The organism is Luteibacter sp. GL_149, from assembly GCF_057834065.1.
The window spans coordinates 1931613-1953643 of sequence record NZ_CM174395.1; the positions used below are offsets into that span (position 1 = coordinate 1931613).

The window sequence follows — 22031 nt, forward strand, 5'->3', positions numbered from 1 at the left end:
GGGCGATGGCGCGCCGGGCGCCGTCCAGCGAAGTGGGAGTCACGAATGGATCGCAGGCATTTTCTTAAAGGCGCGAGCGTTGCCTCGGGTATCTTGCTCGTACAACCGGGCGTGGCCGATGTGGCGTTCGCCGGTGGCGGCACCGAAGCGGTACTTCCACGGGTTTGTTCCACCTGGGATTTCGGCGTGGCCGCCAATCAGGCTGCATGGAAGGTTCTCGCCGCCGGCGGCCGCTCCCTCGATGCCGTGGAAGCCGGCGCGCGCATTCCTGAGGCGGATCTGCGCAATCACAGTGTGGGTCGCGCGGGCTATCCCGACCGCGACGGCAAGGTCACGCTGGATGCCAGCATCATGGACGAGGAAGGCAACTGCGGCGCCGTCGCGGCTATCGAGCACATCGCCCATCCGATCTCCGTCGCAAGACGGGTGATGGAGCGTACGCCGCATGTACTGCTCGTCGGCGATGGCGCGCTCCAGTTCGCACTGGAGCAGGGATTCCCCAGGGAAGAACTGCTGACGCCCGAGTCGGAGCAGGCCTGGCGCGAATGGCTGAAGACGGCGAAGTACCATCCCGTCGCCAATAGCGAAGTTCGCGACTACGGTATCGGACCTCGTGGCGGCAAGCCCGGCGATGCGGGCAATCACGACACGATCGGCATGCTTGCCATCGATGCGAAGGGCAATCTCTCCGGTGCCTGCACCACGAGCGGCATGGCGTGGAAGCTGCACGGGCGCGTGGGCGACAGCCCCATCATCGGTGCGGGCCTCTATGTCGACAACGAAGTGGGTGCGGCTACCTCGACCGGGGTCGGCGAGGAAGTCATCCGCAACGTCGGCAGTTTTCTTGTCGTCGAGCTGATGCGTCAGGGGCGTTCCCCGGAAGACGCATGTCGCGAGGCGGTGGAGCGGATACTCAAGCGCAAGAGCGTGCGTGGAAAGGACATCCAGGTAGGGTTTCTCGCGATGGATAAGCGCGGCCGCGTCGGTGCCTGGGCGATCCAGAAAGGCTTCTCCTACGCGGTATGCGATGCCGGCAAGCAGGACGCCCTGATTCCGGGCAAGAGCACGTACTGATGACCGCGCTGGAAGTCGCGGCGGGCTCGCTGGCCTCCGCGCGGGTGGCGCAGGAGGCCGGCGCCTCGCGGGTCGAGTTATGCGCCAGCCTGGAGTCGGGCGGCGTGACGCCCTCGTACGGGCAGATTGCCACGGTACGCGACGCGCTGCGCATTCCGCTCTACGTGCTTATCCGCCCGCGAGCCGGCGACTTTTTCTACGATGGGGCGGAGCGCGATACGATGCTCGCCGACATCGGGCATTGCGTGCGCGCCGGATGCGACGGTGTCGTTATCGGCGCGCTCGATGCGGACGGCGATGTCGATGTGTCCGCCTGCCGCGAACTGATCGCGGAAGCACGTGGCCTGGGTATCACCTTCCATCGCGCGTTCGACGTTGCGCGCGACCAGTGCGAGGCGCTCGAACGGATCGTGAGCCTGGGCTGCGAACGCGTGCTGACCTCGGGCGGCATGCGTAGCGCATGGGCGGGCAGAGAGCGCATCGCCGCGCTGGTCCGCCAGGCGGACACGCGTATTTCCATCATGGCCGGCGCGGGCGTCGATCCTTCGAACGTCGCCGCTCTTGTGGCCGAAACGGGGGTAAGGGAAGTGCATGCGTCGGCGCGCAAGACGCAGTCTCCGGTCACGCGATTCCTTCCCGCCGACGATCTCGGCATGGGTGGCTCTCCATCGGAAAGCGATGGCGCCACCATTCGTCGATTGCTCGTGGCGCTGGACGAGAGGAACGGACGCGATCAGAAGTCATAACGTAGCCCCAGCGAGCCGGTCGCCGCCGTCGCGGTCCCTTGCGCGTAATGGACGTCCAGCCCCAGTCGCAGCTGCCATGCGCTGGAAAGCGGCATAGCCATCGAAAGACCCGTTACTATCGCTGTGGCAGGTAGCGACGCGCCATGGACCCGCCACATCGAGGCGGGCGCCCCGACGAACGAGGCATCGAAGCCCGGGTCGCGACCGCGAATCGTCCATTGCCAGAGGCCGTATCCCTCGAGCACGACGTCCGACCATCGATAGGCGACGCGGCTACCCAGGCTGGCCGTGGATCGACGATGCCGGTTCGCGCGGGTGGCGACACCGAAGCCGTTGGCACCGTCTTCCGTAAACGCCGCGCGGCGACTTTCGTCAAAAGTGCCCGCGACAAAAGGTGTGACCCGCCAGCCTCCGTTCCGGAGCGTTACGCCGGCCTCCACGTATACGGATGTCTTCGTGTCGCGACGCCCGGCGGTCACGACAGCACGCTGTCCTCCCAGATGTACATCGCGGCGGACATCGTTCGCGACGATCGAGGCCGCCGCATTCGCGGCTACGTACCACGACTCCGATCCCGCCCTGCCGTAAACGGCGAGCGTGTCGATGCGGGACGTCACGTTGCCTGTGAAACGATCGAAACGGGTCTGTCCGCAGTGCCATGTGAGCGACAGCCCCAGTGCTCCCGTGTCGGCCACGGGAGCGTCCACACCGACGCGTATACCCGCCCCGTTGTGTTGTCCGGAAGCGACGCCGTGCTGAGCGATCCTGCCGCTGGAGGCCGTGACGTCGCTCCATACTCCGCTACTTAGGTCCCCCTGGACCAGTGCGTCCATGCGTGTGGCGAGAGTTCGCGCTTCCATGTCGCCCTGTTCGAGCAGGAAGCCCAGAATCGATGCGTGCGCTTCCGCGGAAAGGGTATCCAGCGACGTCAGCGCCGTGGCGATGTCGGGCGAGCGCAGGAAACTCGCGGCACCGGAAAGAAACACGGCATGTTGATCGAATGCATCGGAAGCGGCCCATCCATCCGCATACGTCAGCGCGCCTTCGACGCCGTTCGCGGTGGACTGCATCGTGGGTGTCAGTACGCGATGCTCCGCGACCGCATGGGGAATCGACCGTCGGGCTATACGCGCATCCACGCGATGGCTCGAATATTCCAGCTCCGCGTCGTAGAACACGCCAGCCTCCATGCGTTGTGCGCCGAAGACGCCCTCGACGCCACGGGTTGCCTCAAGCAAGGTTTCGCGTGCGGCAAGTACATAGTTCACGGCGGGCGGCCGTAGAGAGAGCGTACTGTCGGCAAGCCTGGCGTAGCCGTCGACCTTGAGCTTTTGCCCCGGTGCTATCGACAGTACGCCTGACGACTCGGGAAGGTAATCGCCATGAATGACAAATGTCCCGCCGGAGGGGGCAAGGCGCCCTTTGTTCGCGACGTTGCCATGGACGGCACCGGTGCCTCCAAGCTGTCCTTCCGGAAGGATGCGCACGGCCGAGCGGATGGTGCCGTCGACGTTGAGGATGCCCGTATGGATATCGGTGGCGCCGCGATAGTGGTTGTCGCCGGACATCGTCAATGTCGCAGGCCCCCGTTTGACCAGACCACCCTGGCCCACGATGTCGTTCGACCAGGTGCTGTCCGTGGTGACGGTCGCCGCGAAATCGCCCCAGTCGAAGCGTGCCGGACCACGCACGGCACGGCCGACATCGAGCAGCCCGTAGCCGAAGAGCGCCGGGTCGCCGATGGGTTTCGCCGTCGACAGCAGTGTCTGCCTCACCTGGTCGCCGGTGAAGTAAGGAAACGCTTGCATCACCACGGCCGCCGCGCCCGTGACAAGCGCCGCGGATGACGATGTTCCGCTGGTCTGGCCGGTAGTGAATCGCGTGTTTCCGACCGGCGCGACGCGGGTGACGCCAGGAGCGGCCAGACACCACGCGGCGGCGACGCCGCATGCGTTAGAGGATGGATGCAAGGCTCCTGGATTTCCGTAGGCATCGACGCTGACGTTCACAACGGCCAGCCATCCCCGTTCGAGTTCCGGATACAGTGCGGGCAGACCCGCTTCCAGCGAGGGCTGATCGCGACCCCGATTGCCGGCGGCGAAGACGAGAAGCGCATCGTGAGCGGTGACAGCGGATGCGAATATCCGTCTGTAACGGCCCGCATCCGCTGCGACCTCGTGGTCGGTGACGGCGGACGCATGGGCATAGCTATTGTTGAACAGCCGCACGCCGGCACGGAGCAGATCGCTGTAAGCGGCCGCAATCGCGAGCGGTCCCATTTTGCCGTCGATGTCGCGGCCGGTACGCGCACTGTAAATGCTGGCTCCCGGCGCCACGCCGCCCGCGAAATCGTTCGTGGCACGGCCCGCTATCAACTGGGCCATGACGGTGCCGTGGCCATACGGATCGGCAGAGTCGGGCGTGGCGACATCGTCGCCGAGATATTTCCGGCTCCACGCGATGCGGCCTTCGAGCACGGGATGCGCGGGATCCGTACCGGTATCGATCAGGCCGACGCGTACGCCGTCACCGACATAGTGCTTTGCATGTGCCGCTGGTACGCGGGTCGCATCCAGATGCATCCGGTGTGGATCGATCGTTGGCGGAGGATCGATTCGCGGAAGTGGCGTATCGTTTCGTCGCGCCGTCCCGGAACCGCCGCCGCAGCCGGCGAGGGCGAAGCAGGCGAGTATCCCGAGATATAACGTCCGCCGCCGAAACCGGGTTTCACCGCATCCCTGTCCAACATCCATGTCCGCGCTCCGTTCGACGGTGCGGACAAGTTTCGCGAGGACGGCGCGCCCGCGCGGTCAGCCTGAACGTGCGCCAGGGATGGGTAAGGCCCTCGCCGACATGAAAGCCTCCGGCTATCTCAACCGTGCAATCCGAACTGCAGCCGCGCCAGTTCCGCGTACAGGCCGCCTTGCGCAAGCAGCTGTTCGTGCGTGCCCTGCGCCACGATGCGGCCGCCGTCCATGACGACGATGCGATCGGCGCGCAGCACGGTAGCCAGCCGGTGGGCGATGACGAGTGTCGTACGACCGCGTTCCAGCCGTTCCAGCGCGTGCTGGATTGCGGCTTCGGACTGCGCGTCGAGCGCCGAGGTGGCTTCGTCCAGAAGCAGGAACGGCGCATCGCGCAGGATGGCGCGCGCGATGGCCACGCGCTGGCGCTGGCCGCCGGATAGCCGTACGCCGCGTTCGCCCAGTGCGGCGTCGTAGCCGTCGGTGAGCGCGGATATGAAGCCATCGGCTTCGGCGAGGCGTGCCGCTTCGCGGACCTCGGCGTCGTCGGCGTCGGCGCGTCCGAAGCGGATATTGTCGGCTGCACTGCCGCCGAAGATCACGGTTTCCTGCGGAACGAGAGCGATCGCGCCGCGTAGTTCGGGAAGCGCGAGTGCCTTGAGGTCGACGCCGTCCATGCGGATCGTGCCCGACTGTGGATCGTAAAAGCGCAGCAGCAGGCCGAAGACGGTGCTCTTGCCCGCACCCGAGGGGCCGACCAGCGCGACGGTTTCGCCCGGCGCGATATCGAGGTTGAAGTCGTACAGTGCGCGCACATCGGGTCGCGAGGGGTAATGGAACTCGACGTGTTCGAAGCGAAGTCCACCGGCGACCGGTCGCGGCAGCGCCAGCGGCTGGGCGGGATTGGCGATATCGGCGTGTTCGCCGAAGAGTTCGCCGATGCGCTCCATGGCGCCTGCGGCGCGCAGGACGTCGCCCCAGACTTCCGAAAGTCCCGCTACCGAACCGGCGGCGAAAATGGCGTAAAGCACGAACTGGCTGAGTACGCCCGGTTGCAGCTTGCCCGCGATGACGTCGCGCGCGCCGGCCCAGAGGACCAGGGTAATGGCCCCGAATACCAGCACGATGACGGCGGCGGTAAGGATCGAGCGCACGCCGATACGACGACGCGCGGTGGCCAGCGCCAGGGAAATGGCGTGGCTGTAACGTCCGCTTTCGATGTCTTCGCGTGCATACGCTTTTACCGCTGGCGCGGCGTTGAGTGTTTCGTTGGCGACGGCCGCGGCATCCGCGATGCGATCCTGGCTGTGGCGCGACAGCTTCTGCACGCGACGGCCGAACACCAGGATAGGCAGCATCACGGCGGGAATGACCAGCGCGGTAAGGCCGGCAAGACGCGGACTCGTCCAGGCCATGGCGACGGCAGCACCGACCAGCATCACGGCGCTGCGCAAGGCCACGGAGATGCCCGAGCCGACCAGCGTCTGCACCACTTCGGTGTCGGTCCCGAGGCGCGAGGTCAGCTCGCCGACGCGCGTGCGCTCGAAGAAACTGACGTCGAGCTTGATGACATGGGCATAAAGACTTTGCCGCAGCGAGGCGAGCGTACGTTCGCCGAGCAGTGCGACGCAGAAATAACGGGCGGCCGTGGCGAAGGCCAGGACCAGGGCCACGCCGAACAGGGCGAGGAACGTGCCGTTGATGGTCGCCATGTCCGACGAGGCGAAACCGTTGTCGATCATGTGGCGTACCGCCACCGGCAGCACCAGCGACGCACCCGAGGACAGCCCGAGGAAAACGAGCCAGCCGACCGCGAGGGCCTTATGCGGTTTGAGATAAGGCCAGAGGCTGCGTAGCGCGCCGATGCGACGCGTCGGCGGTGCGGCGTCGGTGCTGGAGTCGCTCATGCGGTGGGTCCGTGATGGATGGTCGGTCGAGGAATGGGGCCGCTTTGCCGCCGATTCAATCGAGACGGCGCGGTTGGATGCGGCCACGGCTCAGATCGGTGAGGCGCTGGGCGATGTCGTCGAGGCGCCCCGCCTCGGCGCGAACGACCAGCTCCGCCCCCGTGGCGTCGAACGATTCGTCCTCGATGTCGGCGCCCATATCGCGCAATCGAGCCTTCACTATCGCCAGCTCGGCGAATTCGCAATGCAACGCCAGTTGCCCGCTGACGATCAGGGCGACGCGGTCCGCGCGGCGCAGGCATTCGGCGGCACATCCGCCATAAGCGCGTATCAGACCGCCCGCTCCGAGCTTGATGCCGCCGAACCAGCGCGTAACCACCACGACAACCCGGTCGCATGCCTGGCCGTCGATGGCCTGCAGGATGGGCTTGCCGGCTGTGCCGCCCGGCTCGCCGTCGTCGTTGAAGCGGTACGCGTCGCCGATGCGGTAGCCCCAGCAGTTGTGCGTCGCGGATGGATCGCCCACGCGGGCAACGAAGGCCAGGGCCTCGGCCGGATCGTCCACGGGTGCGGCGTGGGCGAGGAAACGGCTCTTGCGTATATCTTCCTCATACCGGCATGGCCCGGCGAGGGTGCTCAGCGGTTCGCTCATCGATCAGACATCGAACGACGCGGTGTCCCGGGAGCGCTCGTCGTCGAAACCTCCCGTCCGGTTCCTGCCGCTATGTTTCGCCCGGTACAGTGCGTGGTCCGCGGCATTCAGCAGATCCAGCGGGCCTCCCGTCGCGTGCGGCTGAAGCGTCGCCACGCCGACGCTGACCGTTACCACGCCAAAGGGGCTCAGCGGATGGGCGATGCGTTTACTTTCGACCTGCGCGCGGAGATTGTCGGCCAGCGCGACGGCCTCGGAAAGGCGCGTCGCCGGCGCAATGACCGCGAATTCCTCGCCGCCGTAGCGGGCGATAAAGTCGCCTGCGCGCAGTCCGCGTGCGGTCAGCGCTTCCGCGATGGCGCGAAGGCAATCGTCGCCGGCAAGATGTCCGTAGCGGTCGTTGTATTCCTTGAAGAAGTCGACATCGATCATCAGTAGCCCGATGGGTTCGCGCTGACCCGGGCGATGCCATTCGCGCAACAACCGCTCGTCCAGGGCGCGACGATTTGCCAGGCCCGTCAGGCTATCGGTGAATACCAGGCCTTCCAGTGCGTCGCGGCGTTGCGACAGCCGGTGCTCTTCTTCCACCAGGTCGACCTGTGCGAGCGTGCTGCGCATGCCGATGCCCACCACCGCGGCGATGGCGCCACCGATACCCAGCGGCGCGTAGTGCGGAATCACCATCAGACCCAGTCCAAGCACGCTCATGGCCAGGAAGGTGGGGCTGGCGCTCTGTACAAAGCGGACGAGGTAGATAGGGGGATGCCAGTGGCGCTGCGGTGGCCGTTTCACGGCGGCGACGGTCAGGGCGAGGAAGGGCAGGTCGAGCAGAGCATCCCAGGCCGAGCCGAAATCCGGATGCTCGCCCAGCGCTACGTAGTGGTTGTAGTAGAAACCGACGAAGGCGTAGGTCACGAAAAACGCGACCACTCCGCGAAAGAAATAATGATCGTCGGCGCGATCGGTGGCGATGTAACGCAGCAGGGCCGCGAGGCCCAGGCAGGCGTTCTCGATATCCAGCATGCGCACGATGGCAACCACTTCCTGCCGGCCTATCGCACCCTCCACCGACACGATGGAAAACGTATGCACGTAAAACAGCACGCCAAGCAGGGATGCCAGGACAAGGTCGATGGCCAGTGCCCATTTTTTACGGGCGGCGACCGGTGCCGACGATACGGCGATCAGCACCGGCAATACGTAAAGGATGTAAAAGAACATGCTGTCGCCAGGCGCGGGATTGGTGTTGTCCAGCACATAGTTCTGGCGTGCGCCGAGCGACATGCCGATGCCCCAGAGCAGCAGGCTACCCACCAGCAACAGCCAGCGCCGGTCTGGGGGCGTGCCCGAACGGCGATAAGCGTATAGCGAGGAAGCGACGGCCACGCTGGCTACGAGAAAGAACGCCGTATAGGAAATGCCCATGCCGACATCGGGGAACAAGGTCATTGCCACGATGTGGGCCACGACGAGGGCCGCCGTGGCAAAGACAGCTTTCATGGCGCCCCTCCATCGACTGACCACGCATTCTCCTTATCGGCCGGGTTAGCGCGAAGTTGAGTCATGGTACGGCGGCAGGGGAGGCGGGCATAGCTGTCTCGTTGCGGGCTTCCATAGATGCGGTCTCAGAGGCGCTCACCGTGTCACTCCGGATTAATTACCGCTAACGTAAATTTCGCGCTCCACTCGCATCGAACGATGCGAGCGACCGAATCAATCCATGGAGATACACATCGTGACGATCCTTCAACAGGAGTCGAACAGGAAGTTAGTGACGGACGTCATGCGGAAGGTTTTCGTCGAGCGGGACGTGGCACACATCGATCGCTGGTTCAGCCCGGCCTACGTTCAGCACAATCCGGCCATCCCCGACGGAAGGGACGCCATCGCGAAACTCGTCGCCGCATTGCCTGCCGAATTTTCATATGAGATGGGAATGAGCATTGCCGAGGGCGATCTGGTGATGGTTCACGGACGATACGTCGGCTGGGAATCCACGCCGACGATCGCGGTGGACATCTTCCGTGTCGAGAATGGCGTGCTCGTCGAACACTGGGATGTCATGCAGATGGAAGTTCCGGCTGGCGAGACCCGCAGCGGGAATGCGATGTTCGGACGCTGATGCCCGTCGAGCGGAACACTCTCACATCGTCCGGAACAGATGCAGGTAGCTCCGGCTGACAGGCAATATTTCACGACGGCCTTTCAGATGAATACCGGCGGTTTCGTTGTCGCCGCGGGTGACATGACTGATGGCCCGGAGATTGACCACGACCGACCGGTGCACCTGCGCGAACTGCGCCGGATCGAGCTGCCCGATCAGTTCCTTCAGTGCGGTGCCGATCACCGCTTCTTCGGGCTGACGGGTCTCGCCGCGCCAGGCGATCAATGTGTATTTCGCATCCGAGCGCAGGTAGTCGATATCGTCCACCGGGATCATGCGCAGGGTCTGTCCGACCTGCGCACGAATCCAGCGTAGCGGTGCTGGCGCCGCGCCTCGCTGCAACTGCGCGGCGAGCTGTTGCAGCAGCGCTTCGGTGTTCGGCGCCGGCTGCTTTGCCTGCAGGCGTTCCTTGAGGCGTGCCACCGTTTCGATCAGGCGCGCCGGTTCCACGGGCTTCACCAGATAATCGAGTACCCCTTCGGCAAAGGCTTGCACAGCGTAGTGATCGTAGGCGGTGACGAACACCAGATGCGCGCGACGACCGATATGGTGCGCGGCTTCCATACCGGACAAACCTGGCATGTGCACGTCGAGAAAACAGATGTCGGGACGTCGTGCCTCGAACTGGCCGATCGCTTCGCGGCCATTGCGCGCCCGCGCGATCACGTCCAGTTCGGGCCAGACCTGCCCCAGCTGGCGCGCCAGGGCATCGCGCAGCAGCGGCTCGTCGTCGGCAATCAGGGCGGTCGGGTGGGGGTGCATCAGGTGGCGATTCCCCGGGCCGGGAGATCCAGTTCGGCACATGCACCGCACGGTAGCTGCGCGCTCACGCGCAGTTGCGCCGCGGCGCCGAAACTCAGTTGAATGCGTTCGCGCAACATCGCGAGGCCGGTGCCCAGTCCGATGCCGGATGGCTGCAAGCCGACACCAGTATCGCTGACCCGCACCATGCAGCGATCGCCGCGCCGCTGCACATGGACATCGATGTGTCCGCCTTCTTCGCTGGGATCGATGCCGTGACCCACCGCGTTTTCCACCAGGGTCAACAGCGTCATCGGCGGACAGTGCAACGCCAGGGCCGCCTCGTCGACGTGCAGCGCGAAGGTCAGACGATCGGGCATGCGCATGTGCATCAGTTCGAGATATGCCTGGACCAGCTGCAATTCCTGCCCGAACGTCGTGGTCGACTCGTGCAGTCGCGGCACGGCCGCACGCAGATAGGCGATCAGGCTGTCCAACACGGCGGAGGCTTGCGGCGATCCGGTATCGACCAGGGCCTGCACGTTAGCCAGCGTGTTGAACAGGAAGTGCGGCGCAACCTGCGCCTGCAACAGATGCAGGCGCGCATCCAGCGCCTGGCGTTCGAGTTCGCTGCGTTCGAGATCGAAGGATAGGACCTGGTGCCGCGCCAGCGCATCCTTCTGCCGTACCAGCGCCGCCAACGCTATCCATGGCGTCAGCAACAGGGCGAGGATGCCCATGATCACGCAGCCGTTCAGACGTTCCAGATCCTGCCAGAACGGTGGCGAACCATCGTTGACGAGCAGGTAGAGCGCATAGATGCCAAGGGGAATGGCGAGCGCCACGGCGGATACCTGCAAGGTCCAGCGGGCGAGCCATGCGGGCAACCGCTTCGGCCATTGCTCGAACAATCCGAACGCCAGCAGCGCAAGCAAGCCAAGCGTGACCGTCAGGCCCAGCAGCGACAGCGGTCCCGTTGGCCAGCTGAAAGCAAAGGGGAGGCCGAGAGCGAGCGATGCGGATAGCGTGAATACCACGCGGCGCCAACCCAGCAGCAACGCCAGGCCATGCGGCTTTGCAGGAACGGCGGAAAGAGACATGGCGTGAGAATAATCCAGAAAGGCCGTTACAGCGGCCCGTTAAGTTCGCAGGTGCGGTAGCCACATGATGAGGAAGGCGGCACCGATGCCGACCGTCATCAGCAACGTCAGGATGCCAAGACCGGCCGCCATGGCCAGCTGACCGCGTGGATCGCGGCGATCCTGTGCGCGGAAATAAAGTTCCAGCACACCCAGAGGCAATGCGAACTGCGCGAATCCCAGAAAGCTCAAAAAAGGCCCCGTGAAGGATTCCGGATCGAAACCGACAGGCCCCTGGTTCGCCACGATCCAGAACATCAGGCCAACCCGGAAGAACCAGACCCCGCTTACCGCGAGAAAGAGTCGCAACGCCCAGCGACGATGCGCATCGAACCGGCCCGCACGGGCATGGCGCCAGGCGATGCCGGCGAAGCCCAGAATCAGCAGGGCGTTGAGGCTGATCGCGATGTGCTGCGACAGATCGCCGACCACGCCGCCGCGAATCCAGACCATGCTCAGGCCGCCGACGCTCATGACCGCGGCCAACAGCAGATAAGTGCGCCCGCTCCAGCGATGGAATCCCGGCGCGTCGCGGCGAACCCGCGGTATCAGTTGCAGGGCGCCACCGAGAATCAGCACCACCGCGAACAACAGATGAAAACCAAGAACCGCGTTGAAAAAAGTATCGCCCGCTACGTAACCGTGCGGCATCACCCGGTCCCAGATATCCGGTCGACCATGCACCGCCGCACGTCCATAGAAGCCCATAACGTAGGCCGCGAACAGAAGCTGGCCCAGCACCGCCATCCCGAACCAGAACGTGGCCACCATGCGCAATGCCGGCGCGGCGAGACGCTGCATCGTCCCGGAAGGCGGGCCGCTGCGATCCGCAACGATGACTGCGGCGGCACGGGAAGTCGCATTCATGGGCTTTGCCTCTCGATGACTGTCCGGCACAGTCTCGCGGGCAGCGTGGCCTCTGAAAGGAGGCATCGCGACGAATGGCGTAGCGAAAGGGGCGAACGACGCCGGGTGCCGACGACTTACGATGCCCTCAAAGCAAAACAGCGCTTCACACCGTGAGGCGTAAAGCGCTGTTCTGTCTGGAATGAATGGTGGAGCGGATGGGGATCGAACCCACGACCTTCGCATTGCGAACGCGACGCTCTCCCAGCTGAGCTACCGCCCCACGAACGGCGAATATTAGCAGTCGGCCCCCCACTCGCCAAGCCCTGAGCAATGTCCCGGTCAATGTCCCAATCAATCGGGAAGCAGGGCGGACAGGCGTTCGTGGAGTACGCCGCGACGCCAGCCTTCCAGCGATTCGGGCCACTGCCGGCTGACGACGTATTCCTCCATCGAGCGGCGGGCGCAGAGGAGGCCGGGTGGCAGGTCGAGGCTTGTGGCCAGCGTATCGATCACCAGCTTCATTGCCGCGAGGGCACGTTTGTCCTCGCCGACCGGATGACCCGGGATCGGTGCGGTGGTTTCGATTTCCTCCGGCGTGACCGGACGGACGATCAGATCGAACAGTTCCTGGCGCTGCGGCGCCCGCAGGGAGCGTTGTCCGCGCGTACGCGCGTCGAGGTCGGCGAGATTGCGGGGCATCTCGTAGACAAGATGGGCGGCCTGCGCGTCTTCCACCAGCCACGGACGCGGCCGGTCCAGCGCGCGTGCGGTGGTGTCGCGCCAGCGCAGCACGCGGCGCAGTAGCGCCTGTTTGTCGGGGCTCCATTCGCTGGAGCCCTTGAAGGCGCGCTGCGGCTGCGGATCGCCGTCGCGATGGCTGGCCCGGGCTTTCAGACGGGCACAGTCTTCCGCGTGCCACGCCGCGCGATCGCGCGCGGCCAGACGTTCGGCGAGGATGGCGTGCACCGGATGGAGATGAACCACATCCAGCGTGGCGTAGAGTTTCTGGGACTCGGTAAGCGGGCGCTGCAACCAGTCGGAGCGCGTTTCGCCCTTGTCGAGTTCGTCGCCCACCAGGTCGGCGACCAGGGCGCGATAGCTGATGCCCAGCCCCATGCCGACAAAGGCGGCGGCGATCTGCGTATCGAAAAGCGTGTGCGGGCCATCGGGCAGTGCGGGCGAGAGCGCTTCCAGGTCTTCGCCGGCGCTGTGCATCACTGTGACGACAGGCTGGTCGGCCAGCGCGCGCTTCAGGGAATCGCCAAGGGGAAAAGCCACCGGATCGATCAGCGCGTAACGTTCGTCGAACGCCAGCTGCAACAGTGCAAGCTGCGGATAGAACGTATTGCGCCGCATGAACTCGGTATCCAGTCCCACAACGGCGCCGGGCGGGATGGAGGACAGCCATTCGTCGAGCGGTTCGCGTCGGTCGATCCAGGGAGCCGTGGGCACGATGTCGCTTGCAGACATGCAGTTGTCCTTACAGATTCTTGCGTGGCATCGCGATGCGGCGGGCTCGTATGTGTTGCCCTGTGCTGCGCGATTGCCTAAGGTGGGCGTCGCACGATAGCAGGCCCGCACGGAACAGCCCACCATGCCCAGTACCGAGACCGTCCGTCGACAGCGCACCATCGGCGGTACGCTAGGCGTTGCTGTGCTTGCGTTTGCGCTGTTCTATCACTTCTTTCCCGGCCTGATGCATGTCCAGCCGCACCAGCAGGTTACGGGAGCGCCCCTGCGGGGCGCCACCACCACGATGGGCTTCGACCAGCGCCCCCAGAGCGGTGCGCAGATGGTCTCGGAAGTGGATGCTGGGCCGCCGCTGATGCTGGCTCCGGCATCGGTGATTGCCGCGCGCCGCAAGGACAAAACGCCCGAAACGCCGCTTTCGGACCAGAAGACCCCCGATTCGCCCGAACTGACGGCCTTGCTGGATCGCGCGGACAAGGCGCTGGCGGCCGATCGTCTCGTCGGCGGCAAGGACAGCGCGGCGTCGCTTTATGTGGCGGCTCTCAAGGACAATGGCGACAGCCAGCGGGCCACGGCGGGCCTGGACGAGGTCCGCGCCCGTCTTGTCGCCGAAATCGAGCAGGACATCGCCCTGGGCGACGCCGACGCGGCACGCGATTCGCTGGCGACCCTGAAGCCGCTGCCATCCAGTGCGACGGACATGGCTCCCCTGCAGCAGAAGCTGGCGATCCTCGAACGCGTGCGCCCCTTGCTGGGTAAGGCGGCCACGCTGTTGCAACAGGGCAAGGCGGACGCGCCGCAGGGTGAAAGCGCGCTGGACGTCTACCGGCAGGTCCTCACCCTCGATCCGGAAAACGCCGTGGCGGTGCAGGGCGTGATCCAGGTGCAGCGTGCGGTGCTCGATCGCGCGCTCGCGGCCGTGGCGCAGAACGATTTCACGGCAGCCGATACGGCACTGGCCGAAGCGGCAGCCATCCAGCCGGACTCGCAGGCCTTGCAGGACACGCGCGGCCGCATCGAAGGCATGCGCCGGCAAAGCGGTGCGGCGATGCTTACGCAGGCGCGTTCCGCGCTCGACGCCGGCAATATCGAACTGGCGCAGCAACTGGCCGGCAAAGCGCAGCAGGTCAGTCCGGATCTCGGTGGCATCGACGAATTCAACGAGCGGATGACCAACGCGAAGCTCTATGCCAGCTACAAGCCCGGGCAGGTTTTCTCCGATCGTTTCGTCGACAGCACGGGGCAGGCACCGGCCATGGTCGTGGTGCCGACCGGCACGTTCCTGATGGGTTCGCCCGATGGCGAGCGTGGGCACGACGCGAACGAATCGCCGCTGCACGATGTCGAGGTTGCCAAAGGATTCGCACTGGCACGCAGCGCGATCACCATCGGACAGTTCCGAGACTTCGTCCGTGCCAGCGGTTACGTACCGCAGTCGCAATCGTTGCAGGGCGGTAGCATCTACGACGAACAGAGCGGCGGTTTGCGCGACGATTCGGCGGCCACCTGGCAGGACGATTACGCGGGTCGCCCGGGACAGGACAAGCTGCCCGTGGTGAACGTGTCGTGGAACGACGCGGCCGCGTATGCCGACTGGCTGTCCCGGCGCACGGGCAAGCGTTATCGCCTGGTCAGCGAAGCCGAGTTCGAATACACGCTGCGCGCCGGCAGCACATCCCGTTACTGGTGGGGCGACGGTACTCCCGCGGTGCGGGTCGAAAACCTCACTGGCTCGGGCGACCGTTCGCCATCGGGCCGGCGCTGGAGCAATGCTTTCTCCGGCTATCGCGACGGTTTCTGGGGGCCGGCGCCGGTGATGAGCTTCTCCGCCAATCCGTTCGGTCTGTACGACATGGGCGGCAACGTATCGGAATGGGTCGCCGACTGCTGGCACGACAACTACGTCCGCGCGCCGCGCACCGCCGATGCCTGGGTCAATCCGGGGTGTGGACGTCGTGTCGTGCGTGGTGGGTCCTGGGGCAGCGCGCCGGACATGGTGCGTTCCGCCTACAGGCAAGGCGCGGATGCGCAGACACGCAGCGCACGCGTCGGGTTCAGGGTGGTTCGCGAGCTTTGATGGTACCAAGCGCAATGGAAAAGTGCGTTTTTCATCCGGCAAACCGGCGATTATTGCCTGCCGTATTGCAAGCCCGGCATGGAGTCGCGTGTGGCTGAGAAAGAACTCGAATTACGCGTCGCCCGGCGCGCATTCCTGAAAAAAGCGGGTATCGCCGCCTTGGTCGGCTCCCCGTTGGTCCATTCGGCGATACGGGCATCGGGCGTGGAAGAACCCATCCGTTTCGCGGACGGTCCCCGTCAGTTGGTGAAGTATCCGCAAAAGCGTCCCCTGATCGGCGTGACAGCCCGTCCGCCCCATCTCGAAACGCCATTTGCCATCTTCAACGAAGGCCCCATCACACCGAACGACGCTTTCTTCGTTCGATACCATCTCGCCAATATTCCGCGGTCCATCGATCCGGTCACCTACCGGCTCGCGGTAAAGGGGGCTGTCAGCAAGCCATTGGCGTTGTCGCTGGCGGACCTGAAGGCGCTTGCCGAGCCGGTGTCACTAGTCGCCGTCAATCAGTGCTCGGGCAATAGCCGCGGTTTCTCTTCACCGCGCGTATTCGGCGCGCAGCTCGCCAACGGCGCCATGGGAAATGCCCGCTGGGTCGGCGTGCCGTTGAAAACCGTGCTGGAAAAAGCGGGAGTCGCCGCCGGCGCCGTGCAGGTCGCGTTCAATGGTCTCGATACGCCGGTCTTGCCCGGCACGCCGGACTTCCGCAAAGCACTGGATATCGAACATGCCCTCAGTCCGGAAGTGCTGCTGGCCTGGAGCATGAATGGCGAGGACATACCGTTTCTCAACGGCTATCCGCTGAAGCTCGTCGTTCCCGGTTATTTCGGTACGTACTGGATCAAGCACCTGTCGGAGATCGAAGTGCTCGACCGCGCATTCGACGGTCACGATGCGTTTTACATGACGAAGGGATATCGCATGCCGGACAACGATTGCCTGTGCGTCGCGCCCGGAACCGCCGCAGCCAGCACCCGGCCGATCTCGACATTGCCGGTACGCAGCTTCATTACCAGTCTGGTGTCCGGTTCCACCGTACCTGCGGGACACACGGTGGAACTCAAGGGCATCGCTTTCGACAGCGGTGCGGGTATCAAGAAAGTGGAGATATCCATCGACGGTGGGAAGCGCTGGCGCGATGCCGTACTCGGAAAGGATCTGGGGCGCTATTCCTTTCGCGAATGGCGATTGCCGATCAGCTTCGCGAGCAAGGGACCGAAAGTGCTGATGGTGCGCGCAAGCAACCGGCAGGGCGAAGTGCAGCCTGCCGTCGCCGACTGGAACCCGGGCGGATACCGGCGTCACGCGATCGAATCCACGTCCGTCGTCGTCGTTTGAGGATCGCGTATGCGAAACATTGCAACAGTCGTACTTTGCTTTTCGTTTGCCGGCATGGCTGCGGCGATGGAGGTCAAACTTCCTGCCGAAACGGCAAAGCTACGTGCATCGACGTTGCCCGGCTACGCGATTGCCACGCGTACGTGCGGCATTTGTCATTCGCTCGACTACATCGCTTACCAGCCACCCGGCATGAGCCCGGCGCAATGGACTGCCGAGGTGGCGAAGATGCAGCGAGTCTACGGCGCGCCGATCGGCGACGACGACGTCAAGCTGGTCGGTGCCTATCTTTCCGCTGCTTATGGATCGGAAACAGGAACGGATGGCGGCACGTCATCCGGGCAGCCCGCACAGGATGTATCGACCACGAAGCGTTCACCCTGACCGGCCTCGTGCCGGGTATCACTGTCGCGTTGGACGTTCCCGCGTCGATACGTTGTCGCCGGCATGGACATGGGTATTCAGACCATCGGCAAGCTCGCAGGTGTCCTGGCCGTTAAGGCAGATCGAAACGTTCTCGCGCAACATGCCGGCGTGAAACAGCTCGTGGCGCAGGTCCGGATAGACCTCGAACATGGCTTCCAGCACGTCGCTGACGGTGTCGCCGTCGACCGCGACCTTGGCCGCCTCGCCAAATATCCCCGAATCATCGCGATTCATGCCCTTGTCTCCCGCGATACGCAGGGACGAGCATCTTCCCGCCAGGCGGCACGCTCAATAGGACATGCGTTGTAGGCGCGACTCCACCCATGTTCAAGCTCGCCGCGACTGGAGTTCGCCGTCAAACAAACAAGGACGTTCGCCGCTTGGCATAAGGGCGTGAAGGATATGAAGGCGCGCATCGCCATTGGTCGCCGAATTGAACGTGCCTCACATGGCAACTTTGGCGACTCGGAACCCGTTGGCGAAGGAGTTTCGGAGATGCGCGTAGGCGTTGATGCGGGATACCGCGTTTACTACGTCGTGCGCGGGAAAGCATTGGTGATTCTTTTGTGCGGCGGCGATAAGAATACACAGCAAAGTGACATCAAGAAGGCCAAAGGAATGGCTAAAGATCGTTGACGTTGCAGTCCAGGGAGAACTCCCGGAGAGATTTATGAATACCAAGCTCATCCCATTTGATATGTCCGATATCCTCGACAGCAAAGAGGCGACCATCGAATACATTCGACAGGTGCTCGAGGATGGCGATACGGACGAAATGCTTCGCGCCATCGGTTACATCGCAAAAGCTCATGGCATGGCACAAGTTGCCAAGGATGCCGGTCTCGGCCGGGAGAGCCTCTACAAGGCGCTTCGTCCGGGCGCTCAACCGAAGTTCGAAACGATCAGCAAGGTGTTCGGTGCCGTAGGTCTTCGTATTTCAGTCGAGGCGTCCGACGAACGTCACGCTCACGTCTGACAACGTTCCGTTCGTCTCCGAATCCCTACGCCCCGTCTGGTCAGCGGGGCGTTTTCTTTTGGGTTGAAAGTCGGATTTTAACGGCATTGGACTGCAGTGGTTTTAGGGAGCAAGGAGACGAAGCCGGACGGCGCATAGCAGTCGCTGCTCGCAGCCCAAGTTCAAAAGCTGCACTTTTTGTAGGGATAGTCTTACATGGTAAGTCGGTCGGGACCTACATACGGTTTTAGCCGTGTTCGCGAAGATCGTAGCGATTATGTCCGCTCCTTCGGCATTGATAGCCAGCAAGGATCTCGCAGACCAAATCACGACCGCCGTGGATCGTCCACCGCGCAAGACTGAAAGGGGAATCCAATGAAGACGAAGTCCATGCGTCGCAAGGCGCTGATCGTTTGTGCCGCCGCTGTCGCTTTTCTAACTGTCGGTGCCGTCAACGCAACAACGTTGCCGGCCGGACCAGCAACCAATTGGCGCATCCAGACCTATGGCGGCGGGAAGGTCGTGTTTTGGTTCACAGGCTCGTCTTGCCCGAGCGGTCAGCTTGTCCTTCCAGATAACGAGACCCTGGATCAGCACAAGCTTCTTACGGCAATGATCCTCTCGTCCAAGGCTACTGGCGACAAAATGATCGTCAATTACGACGTCATTAACGGTGTTTGCACGATCGTCGACTTCGGCGTCGACGGACCTTGATCTCCTCCGCTACAAGCCTTGATAAAAAGGAGATCGTCTTGTGCTGAAGAAGCGCATCTCGCTACTCGCATTCATGTTGCTGCCTTTCGCGGCAAGTGCCCAATCTGTTCCTGATAAATACTTCGGATACTTCGGTGGCGACTATCCCCCCGCGCCCAATACGGACGTGGGGGCCGGATTCGCCGAGATGAAGGATCACATCAACCTCTATTCGCTCCAGAACTGGTCTGGCTTTACCACGCCGGACGCCAGGGCCGAAAATCAGAATAGGGTTCTCACGCGTCTGGCGGAGGCGAAGGCCGCGCACGTGCACGCAATCGTTCCGGCACACCCGTTCGTCTTCCAGGCTGTGAGAGACAACAGTACAGGAAGGATCACATGCTGGAAGAATGACCCCACAGCTGCCGCCTCATGGGCATCGCTTTCCCAGGCGATGGTGGATCAGGGCTATCTCATTCCCGGGGACCCGGTGCGCAGCACGGTGGTTGCCGTCTACATAGTGGACGAGCCCAATTCTATTGAGAATGTTTGCCTTTCCGATACCAATGGCCACGCCAATCCGAGCTTCGTCAACGCCGTGAACGCGGTCCGACAGGACCCACGAACTGCATCACTGCCTATTGCGTCGATATTGAGCCGCAACGCCGACAACTTTTCACAGGGCGCGAAGTTGCTCGACTGGGTTGGTTTCGATTACTACCCATACAACAACGATCAGTGGAAGAGTGCATTTGCCTCTTTCAAGGCGGCGGTACCCGGTAAAAAGTACATTATCGTTCCTGGTGCTCAAGAGAACTGCCCCGACGTTACAAAAAACGATCACACCGCGTTCGTGAATGCGATGAATACCGATCCTTCGGTTGTTTGGCTGGCGCCATTCATGTGGGGCGGCGGGACGCCCCCTTGCAAGGGGGTCAGGGACCTCCCCGACCTTCGGGCGACTTACACACAGGAGGGCCTGAACATCCGGAACGCGCAGTGTGCAAGGTCTCAGGCCGACAAGGCATTCTGCAGTGGGTCCGCGGACATCAGTGCGGCCCTCAACCTGCTTCTGAACTGAGGAACCGGCGCTCAAGGACGAGCGCACTACCCATCACCGCAAGAACGCGCCGTGAGGCAGAGCTAGCGGAAAAGAAAAAGGCCCGCAAAGCGGGCCTGAATCTTTTGGTGCCGAAAGTCGGAATCGAACCGACACTCTGTCGCCAGAAACGGATTTTGAGTCCGTCGCGTCTACCAGTTCCGCCATTTCGGCACGGATTGCAGATTATGAGGCAATCAGTGGACGCGGTCGAGTCCCAGCTGACGTTCGTCGCGCAGATACCAGTCGTCGCCTTCCGGGTTGAACACCGCGCACTGCGTCATGCGGCCCGAATAGATGTGCAGGCTGACCGCGATGGCGTTGTCGCTGGGATTGCGGATGGTGTGGTACTCGTGCGGCGGAATCAGGCTGCCAGCCGAGCCGGGGCCGGCCTGGATCGAGCCGACGGGGCGGAAGTGGTAGCGCTGGTCGTCGTGGTCCAGAAGCTCGTACTGGACGATCTCGAGCGCGCCGTTCCAGACGCCTTCCACGCACCACATGCCGCTATGGTCGTGAATCAGGGTGCCCTGGCCGGGGCCCCAGGTCATCGCCACGACGCTATAGCCGTGCTCGTCGCTGCGGTAAAGCTCGCGGCGGGCGTAGTGGTCGCCGGCGGATTCGAAGACGCAGGCCGGAAGCTGTACTTCGTTCTCGCGAATCAGGCGGCACAGCGCGTTGCGCAGGGTGTCGGTGATGGCGGGAGTACTGTCCTTGGCGACCGATGCGTCGATGGCTTCGATCAGTTTATTGCTGCCCGGAAAATCGAGAGTGATCATGGGGAGGACCTCGTGGGACGGAGCGGTGACGCTACACCGGCCATCATATCAGCAGGCGGCGTGGGCCGCCCTCATGGGTTCAGGGTGGCCAGAAACCCGCCGATGGCGCGGCTGTAATTCTCGATATCGACCAGGAAGGCGTCGTGGCCCTGTGGTGAGTCCAGTGCGACGAAGTCCACGTGGGCGCCGGAAGCCCGCAGGCCGGTGGCGATCGTTTCCTGCTGCTCCAGGGGGAACAGGATGTCCGTGCTGACGCCGATGACCAGCGCCTGTTCGACATGGATGCGACCCAGACCTTTCAGGACGTCCCCGTCGCCGTATTCGCCGATGTCGAACCAGTCGCTGGCCCGGGACAGGTACAGATAGCTGTTGGGGTCGAAGGTGCGGTTGAAACGGCGTGCGTGACCTTCCAGGTACGACTCCACCTGGAACTCGAAGCCGAACGGTTCGTTTTCTTCGCGCTGGTCCGGTTCGAGGCGGATGCGTGCGAACCGTCCGTTCCACTCCATTGCGGAACGGTAGGTAATCACGCCGAGTTTGCGCGCGATGCTCATCCCGTGTTCCGGATAGTTCGCGTCGTCGTACTGTCCGTTGTTCCAGTGCGGATCGAGCCGGATGGCCTCGCGTTGCAGCGAGCGGATGGCGATGGCGAAGGGTTGCGCCTGCGGCGCCGTATCGACACTGATATGCGTGCGCACACTCGTCGGGTGCAGCAGCATGTAAGCCAGTGCGCTCATCCCGCCCATCGAGCAACCGACGAGACACGCAAGGCGTTCGATGCCCATGCCCGCGATCGTTTCATATGCCGCGTTGGCAACGTCTTCCAGCGCGAGTTCGGGAAAGCTCAGGCGGTACGGTTCGCCGGTCGCGGGATCGTTCGACGCGGGGCAGGTGGAGCCCTTGTCGCTGCCCAGCGAGTTGATACAGATGACGTGGAACCGATCGGTATCGAACGCTCTGCCGGGACCGATCATGTCCTCCCACCAACCGTGCGAGGGATCTTCGGCGTTCGAAGCGGCATGCGCGCTAGGCGACAGGCCGGTAAGGATCAGGATGGCATTGGCGCGATCGGCATCGAGTTCGCCCCAGGTTTCGTATGCCACCTGCGCGCCGCGCAGTTCTCCGCCGCGCTTCATCGGGAAAGGCGAAGACAGGGGGTGATAACGTCGCGCGTCGCCCAT

Annotated in this window: 21 protein-coding genes and 2 tRNA genes; 10 read left to right on the forward strand and 13 right to left on the reverse strand. The window is 63.6% G+C overall.

What is annotated here, in order from left to right:
- The first annotated feature begins 45 nt into the window (after nt 1-45).
- Nucleotides 46-1074: a glycosylasparaginase gene (locus AC3IR3_RS08860; protein WP_489196524.1), complete on the forward strand. Its 1029-nt coding sequence runs from the start codon at nt 46-48 to the stop codon at nt 1072-1074.
- Nucleotides 1074-1820 carry a copper homeostasis protein CutC gene (locus AC3IR3_RS08865; protein ID WP_489196525.1) on the forward strand — a complete coding sequence of 249 codons (747 nt, stop codon included), beginning with the start codon at nt 1074-1076 and terminating at the stop codon, nt 1818-1820. Before AC3IR3_RS08860 ends, AC3IR3_RS08865 begins: the two co-directional genes overlap by 1 nt.
- Here the strand turns inward: AC3IR3_RS08865 and AC3IR3_RS08870 are convergent.
- The 4 genes from AC3IR3_RS08870 to AC3IR3_RS08885 form a co-directional block, all read right to left on the reverse strand.
- Nucleotides 1808-4402, reverse strand: coding sequence for a S8 family serine peptidase (locus AC3IR3_RS08870; RefSeq protein WP_489196526.1), 2595 nt, complete (start codon nt 4400-4402; stop codon nt 1808-1810). The genes AC3IR3_RS08865 and AC3IR3_RS08870 overlap by 13 nt on opposite strands.
- Nucleotides 4403-4692: 290 nt before the next feature.
- A complete protein-coding gene (locus AC3IR3_RS08875) occupies nt 4693-6471 on the reverse strand; it encodes an ABC transporter transmembrane domain-containing protein (RefSeq protein WP_489196527.1) in 1779 nt (592 codons plus the stop codon).
- Between the two features lie 55 nt (nt 6472-6526).
- The gene (locus tag AC3IR3_RS08880) at nt 6527-7123 is read right to left on the reverse strand and encodes an IMPACT family protein (RefSeq protein ID WP_489196528.1); all 597 of its coding nucleotides are present in this window, start codon (nt 7121-7123) and stop codon (nt 6527-6529) included.
- Nucleotides 7124-7126: 3 nt separating this feature from the next.
- Nucleotides 7127-8623, reverse strand: a complete 1497-nt coding sequence (locus AC3IR3_RS08885) for a GGDEF domain-containing protein (protein WP_489196529.1) — start codon at nt 8621-8623, stop codon at nt 7127-7129.
- Between the two features lie 235 nt (nt 8624-8858).
- Here AC3IR3_RS08885 and AC3IR3_RS08890 point away from each other — a divergent pair, with 235 nt between their 5' ends.
- On the forward strand, nt 8859-9245 hold the full coding sequence (locus AC3IR3_RS08890; RefSeq protein ID WP_489196530.1) for a nuclear transport factor 2 family protein: 387 nt from the start codon (nt 8859-8861) through the stop codon (nt 9243-9245).
- Nucleotides 9246-9266: 21 nt separating this feature from the next.
- On the opposite strand, the gene AC3IR3_RS08895 is transcribed toward AC3IR3_RS08890, so the two are convergent.
- The 5 genes from AC3IR3_RS08895 to AC3IR3_RS08915 form a co-directional block, all read right to left on the reverse strand.
- Complete coding sequence (locus tag AC3IR3_RS08895; protein ID WP_489196531.1) at nt 9267-10049, reverse strand: LytR/AlgR family response regulator transcription factor; 783 nt, start codon at nt 10047-10049, stop codon at nt 9267-9269.
- Nucleotides 10049-11128 (reverse strand): sensor histidine kinase, encoded by a 1080-nt coding sequence (locus AC3IR3_RS08900; protein ID WP_489196532.1) that lies wholly within the window; start codon nt 11126-11128, stop codon nt 10049-10051. The genes AC3IR3_RS08895 and AC3IR3_RS08900 overlap by 1 nt, the downstream gene beginning before the upstream one ends.
- Nucleotides 11129-11167: 39 nt before the next feature.
- On the reverse strand, nt 11168-12034 hold the full coding sequence (locus AC3IR3_RS08905; protein WP_489196533.1) for a DUF2306 domain-containing protein: 867 nt from the start codon (nt 12032-12034) through the stop codon (nt 11168-11170).
- A 186-nt stretch (nt 12035-12220) separates the two neighbouring features.
- A tRNA-Ala gene (locus AC3IR3_RS08910) sits at nt 12221-12296 on the reverse strand.
- Nucleotides 12297-12367: 71 nt separating this feature from the next.
- Entirely contained in the window at nt 12368-13486 is a 1119-nt protein-coding gene (locus AC3IR3_RS08915; protein WP_489196534.1) for a ribonuclease D, read from the reverse strand.
- Between the two features lie 124 nt (nt 13487-13610).
- On the opposite strand from AC3IR3_RS08915, the gene AC3IR3_RS08920 reads away from it, so the two are divergent.
- The 3 genes from AC3IR3_RS08920 (at nt 13611) to sorB (ending at nt 17285) form a co-directional block, all read left to right on the forward strand.
- Nucleotides 13611-15563 carry a formylglycine-generating enzyme family protein gene (locus AC3IR3_RS08920; protein ID WP_489196535.1) on the forward strand — a complete coding sequence of 651 codons (1953 nt, stop codon included), beginning with the start codon at nt 13611-13613 and terminating at the stop codon, nt 15561-15563.
- A gap of 90 nt (nt 15564-15653) precedes the next feature.
- Nucleotides 15654-16901, forward strand: a complete 1248-nt coding sequence (gene sorA / locus AC3IR3_RS08925; protein ID WP_489196536.1) for a SorA family sulfite dehydrogenase catalytic subunit — start codon at nt 15654-15656, stop codon at nt 16899-16901.
- 9 nt (nt 16902-16910) lie between these two features.
- Complete coding sequence (gene sorB, locus AC3IR3_RS08930; RefSeq protein ID WP_489196537.1) at nt 16911-17285, forward strand: SorB family sulfite dehydrogenase c-type cytochrome subunit; 375 nt, start codon at nt 16911-16913, stop codon at nt 17283-17285.
- 18 nt (nt 17286-17303) lie between these two features.
- Here sorB and AC3IR3_RS08935 read toward each other — a convergent pair whose 3' ends face one another.
- Entirely contained in the window at nt 17304-17561 is a 258-nt protein-coding gene (locus AC3IR3_RS08935; protein ID WP_489196538.1) for a ubiquitin family protein, read from the reverse strand.
- A gap of 168 nt (nt 17562-17729) precedes the next feature.
- On the opposite strand from AC3IR3_RS08935, the gene AC3IR3_RS08940 reads away from it, so the two are divergent.
- The 4 genes from AC3IR3_RS08940 to AC3IR3_RS08955 all read left to right on the forward strand — a co-directional run bounded on the left by AC3IR3_RS08940 (nt 17730) and on the right by AC3IR3_RS08955 (nt 20056).
- Nucleotides 17730-17963 carry a type II toxin-antitoxin system RelE/ParE family toxin gene (locus AC3IR3_RS08940; protein ID WP_489196539.1) on the forward strand — a complete coding sequence of 78 codons (234 nt, stop codon included), beginning with the start codon at nt 17730-17732 and terminating at the stop codon, nt 17961-17963.
- Nucleotides 17964-17997: 34 nt separating this feature from the next.
- Nucleotides 17998-18303, forward strand: coding sequence for an addiction module antidote protein (locus tag AC3IR3_RS08945; RefSeq protein ID WP_489196540.1), 306 nt, complete (start codon nt 17998-18000; stop codon nt 18301-18303).
- Nucleotides 18304-18657: 354 nt separating this feature from the next.
- The gene (locus AC3IR3_RS08950; protein WP_489196541.1) at nt 18658-18996 is read left to right on the forward strand and encodes a hypothetical protein; all 339 of its coding nucleotides are present in this window, start codon (nt 18658-18660) and stop codon (nt 18994-18996) included.
- 40 nt (nt 18997-19036) lie between these two features.
- Nucleotides 19037-20056, forward strand: a complete 1020-nt coding sequence (locus tag AC3IR3_RS08955) for a hypothetical protein (RefSeq protein ID WP_489196542.1) — start codon at nt 19037-19039, stop codon at nt 20054-20056.
- Nucleotides 20057-20161: 105 nt separating this feature from the next.
- On the opposite strand, the gene AC3IR3_RS08960 is transcribed toward AC3IR3_RS08955, so the two are convergent.
- The 3 genes from AC3IR3_RS08960 to metX form a co-directional block, all read right to left on the reverse strand.
- A tRNA-Leu gene (locus AC3IR3_RS08960) sits at nt 20162-20248 on the reverse strand.
- A gap of 23 nt (nt 20249-20271) precedes the next feature.
- Nucleotides 20272-20850 (reverse strand): cysteine dioxygenase family protein, encoded by a 579-nt coding sequence (locus AC3IR3_RS08965; RefSeq protein ID WP_489196543.1) that lies wholly within the window; start codon nt 20848-20850, stop codon nt 20272-20274.
- A gap of 71 nt (nt 20851-20921) precedes the next feature.
- Nucleotides 20922-22031, reverse strand: coding sequence for a homoserine O-acetyltransferase MetX (gene metX / locus AC3IR3_RS08970; RefSeq protein ID WP_489196544.1), 1110 nt, complete (start codon nt 22029-22031; stop codon nt 20922-20924).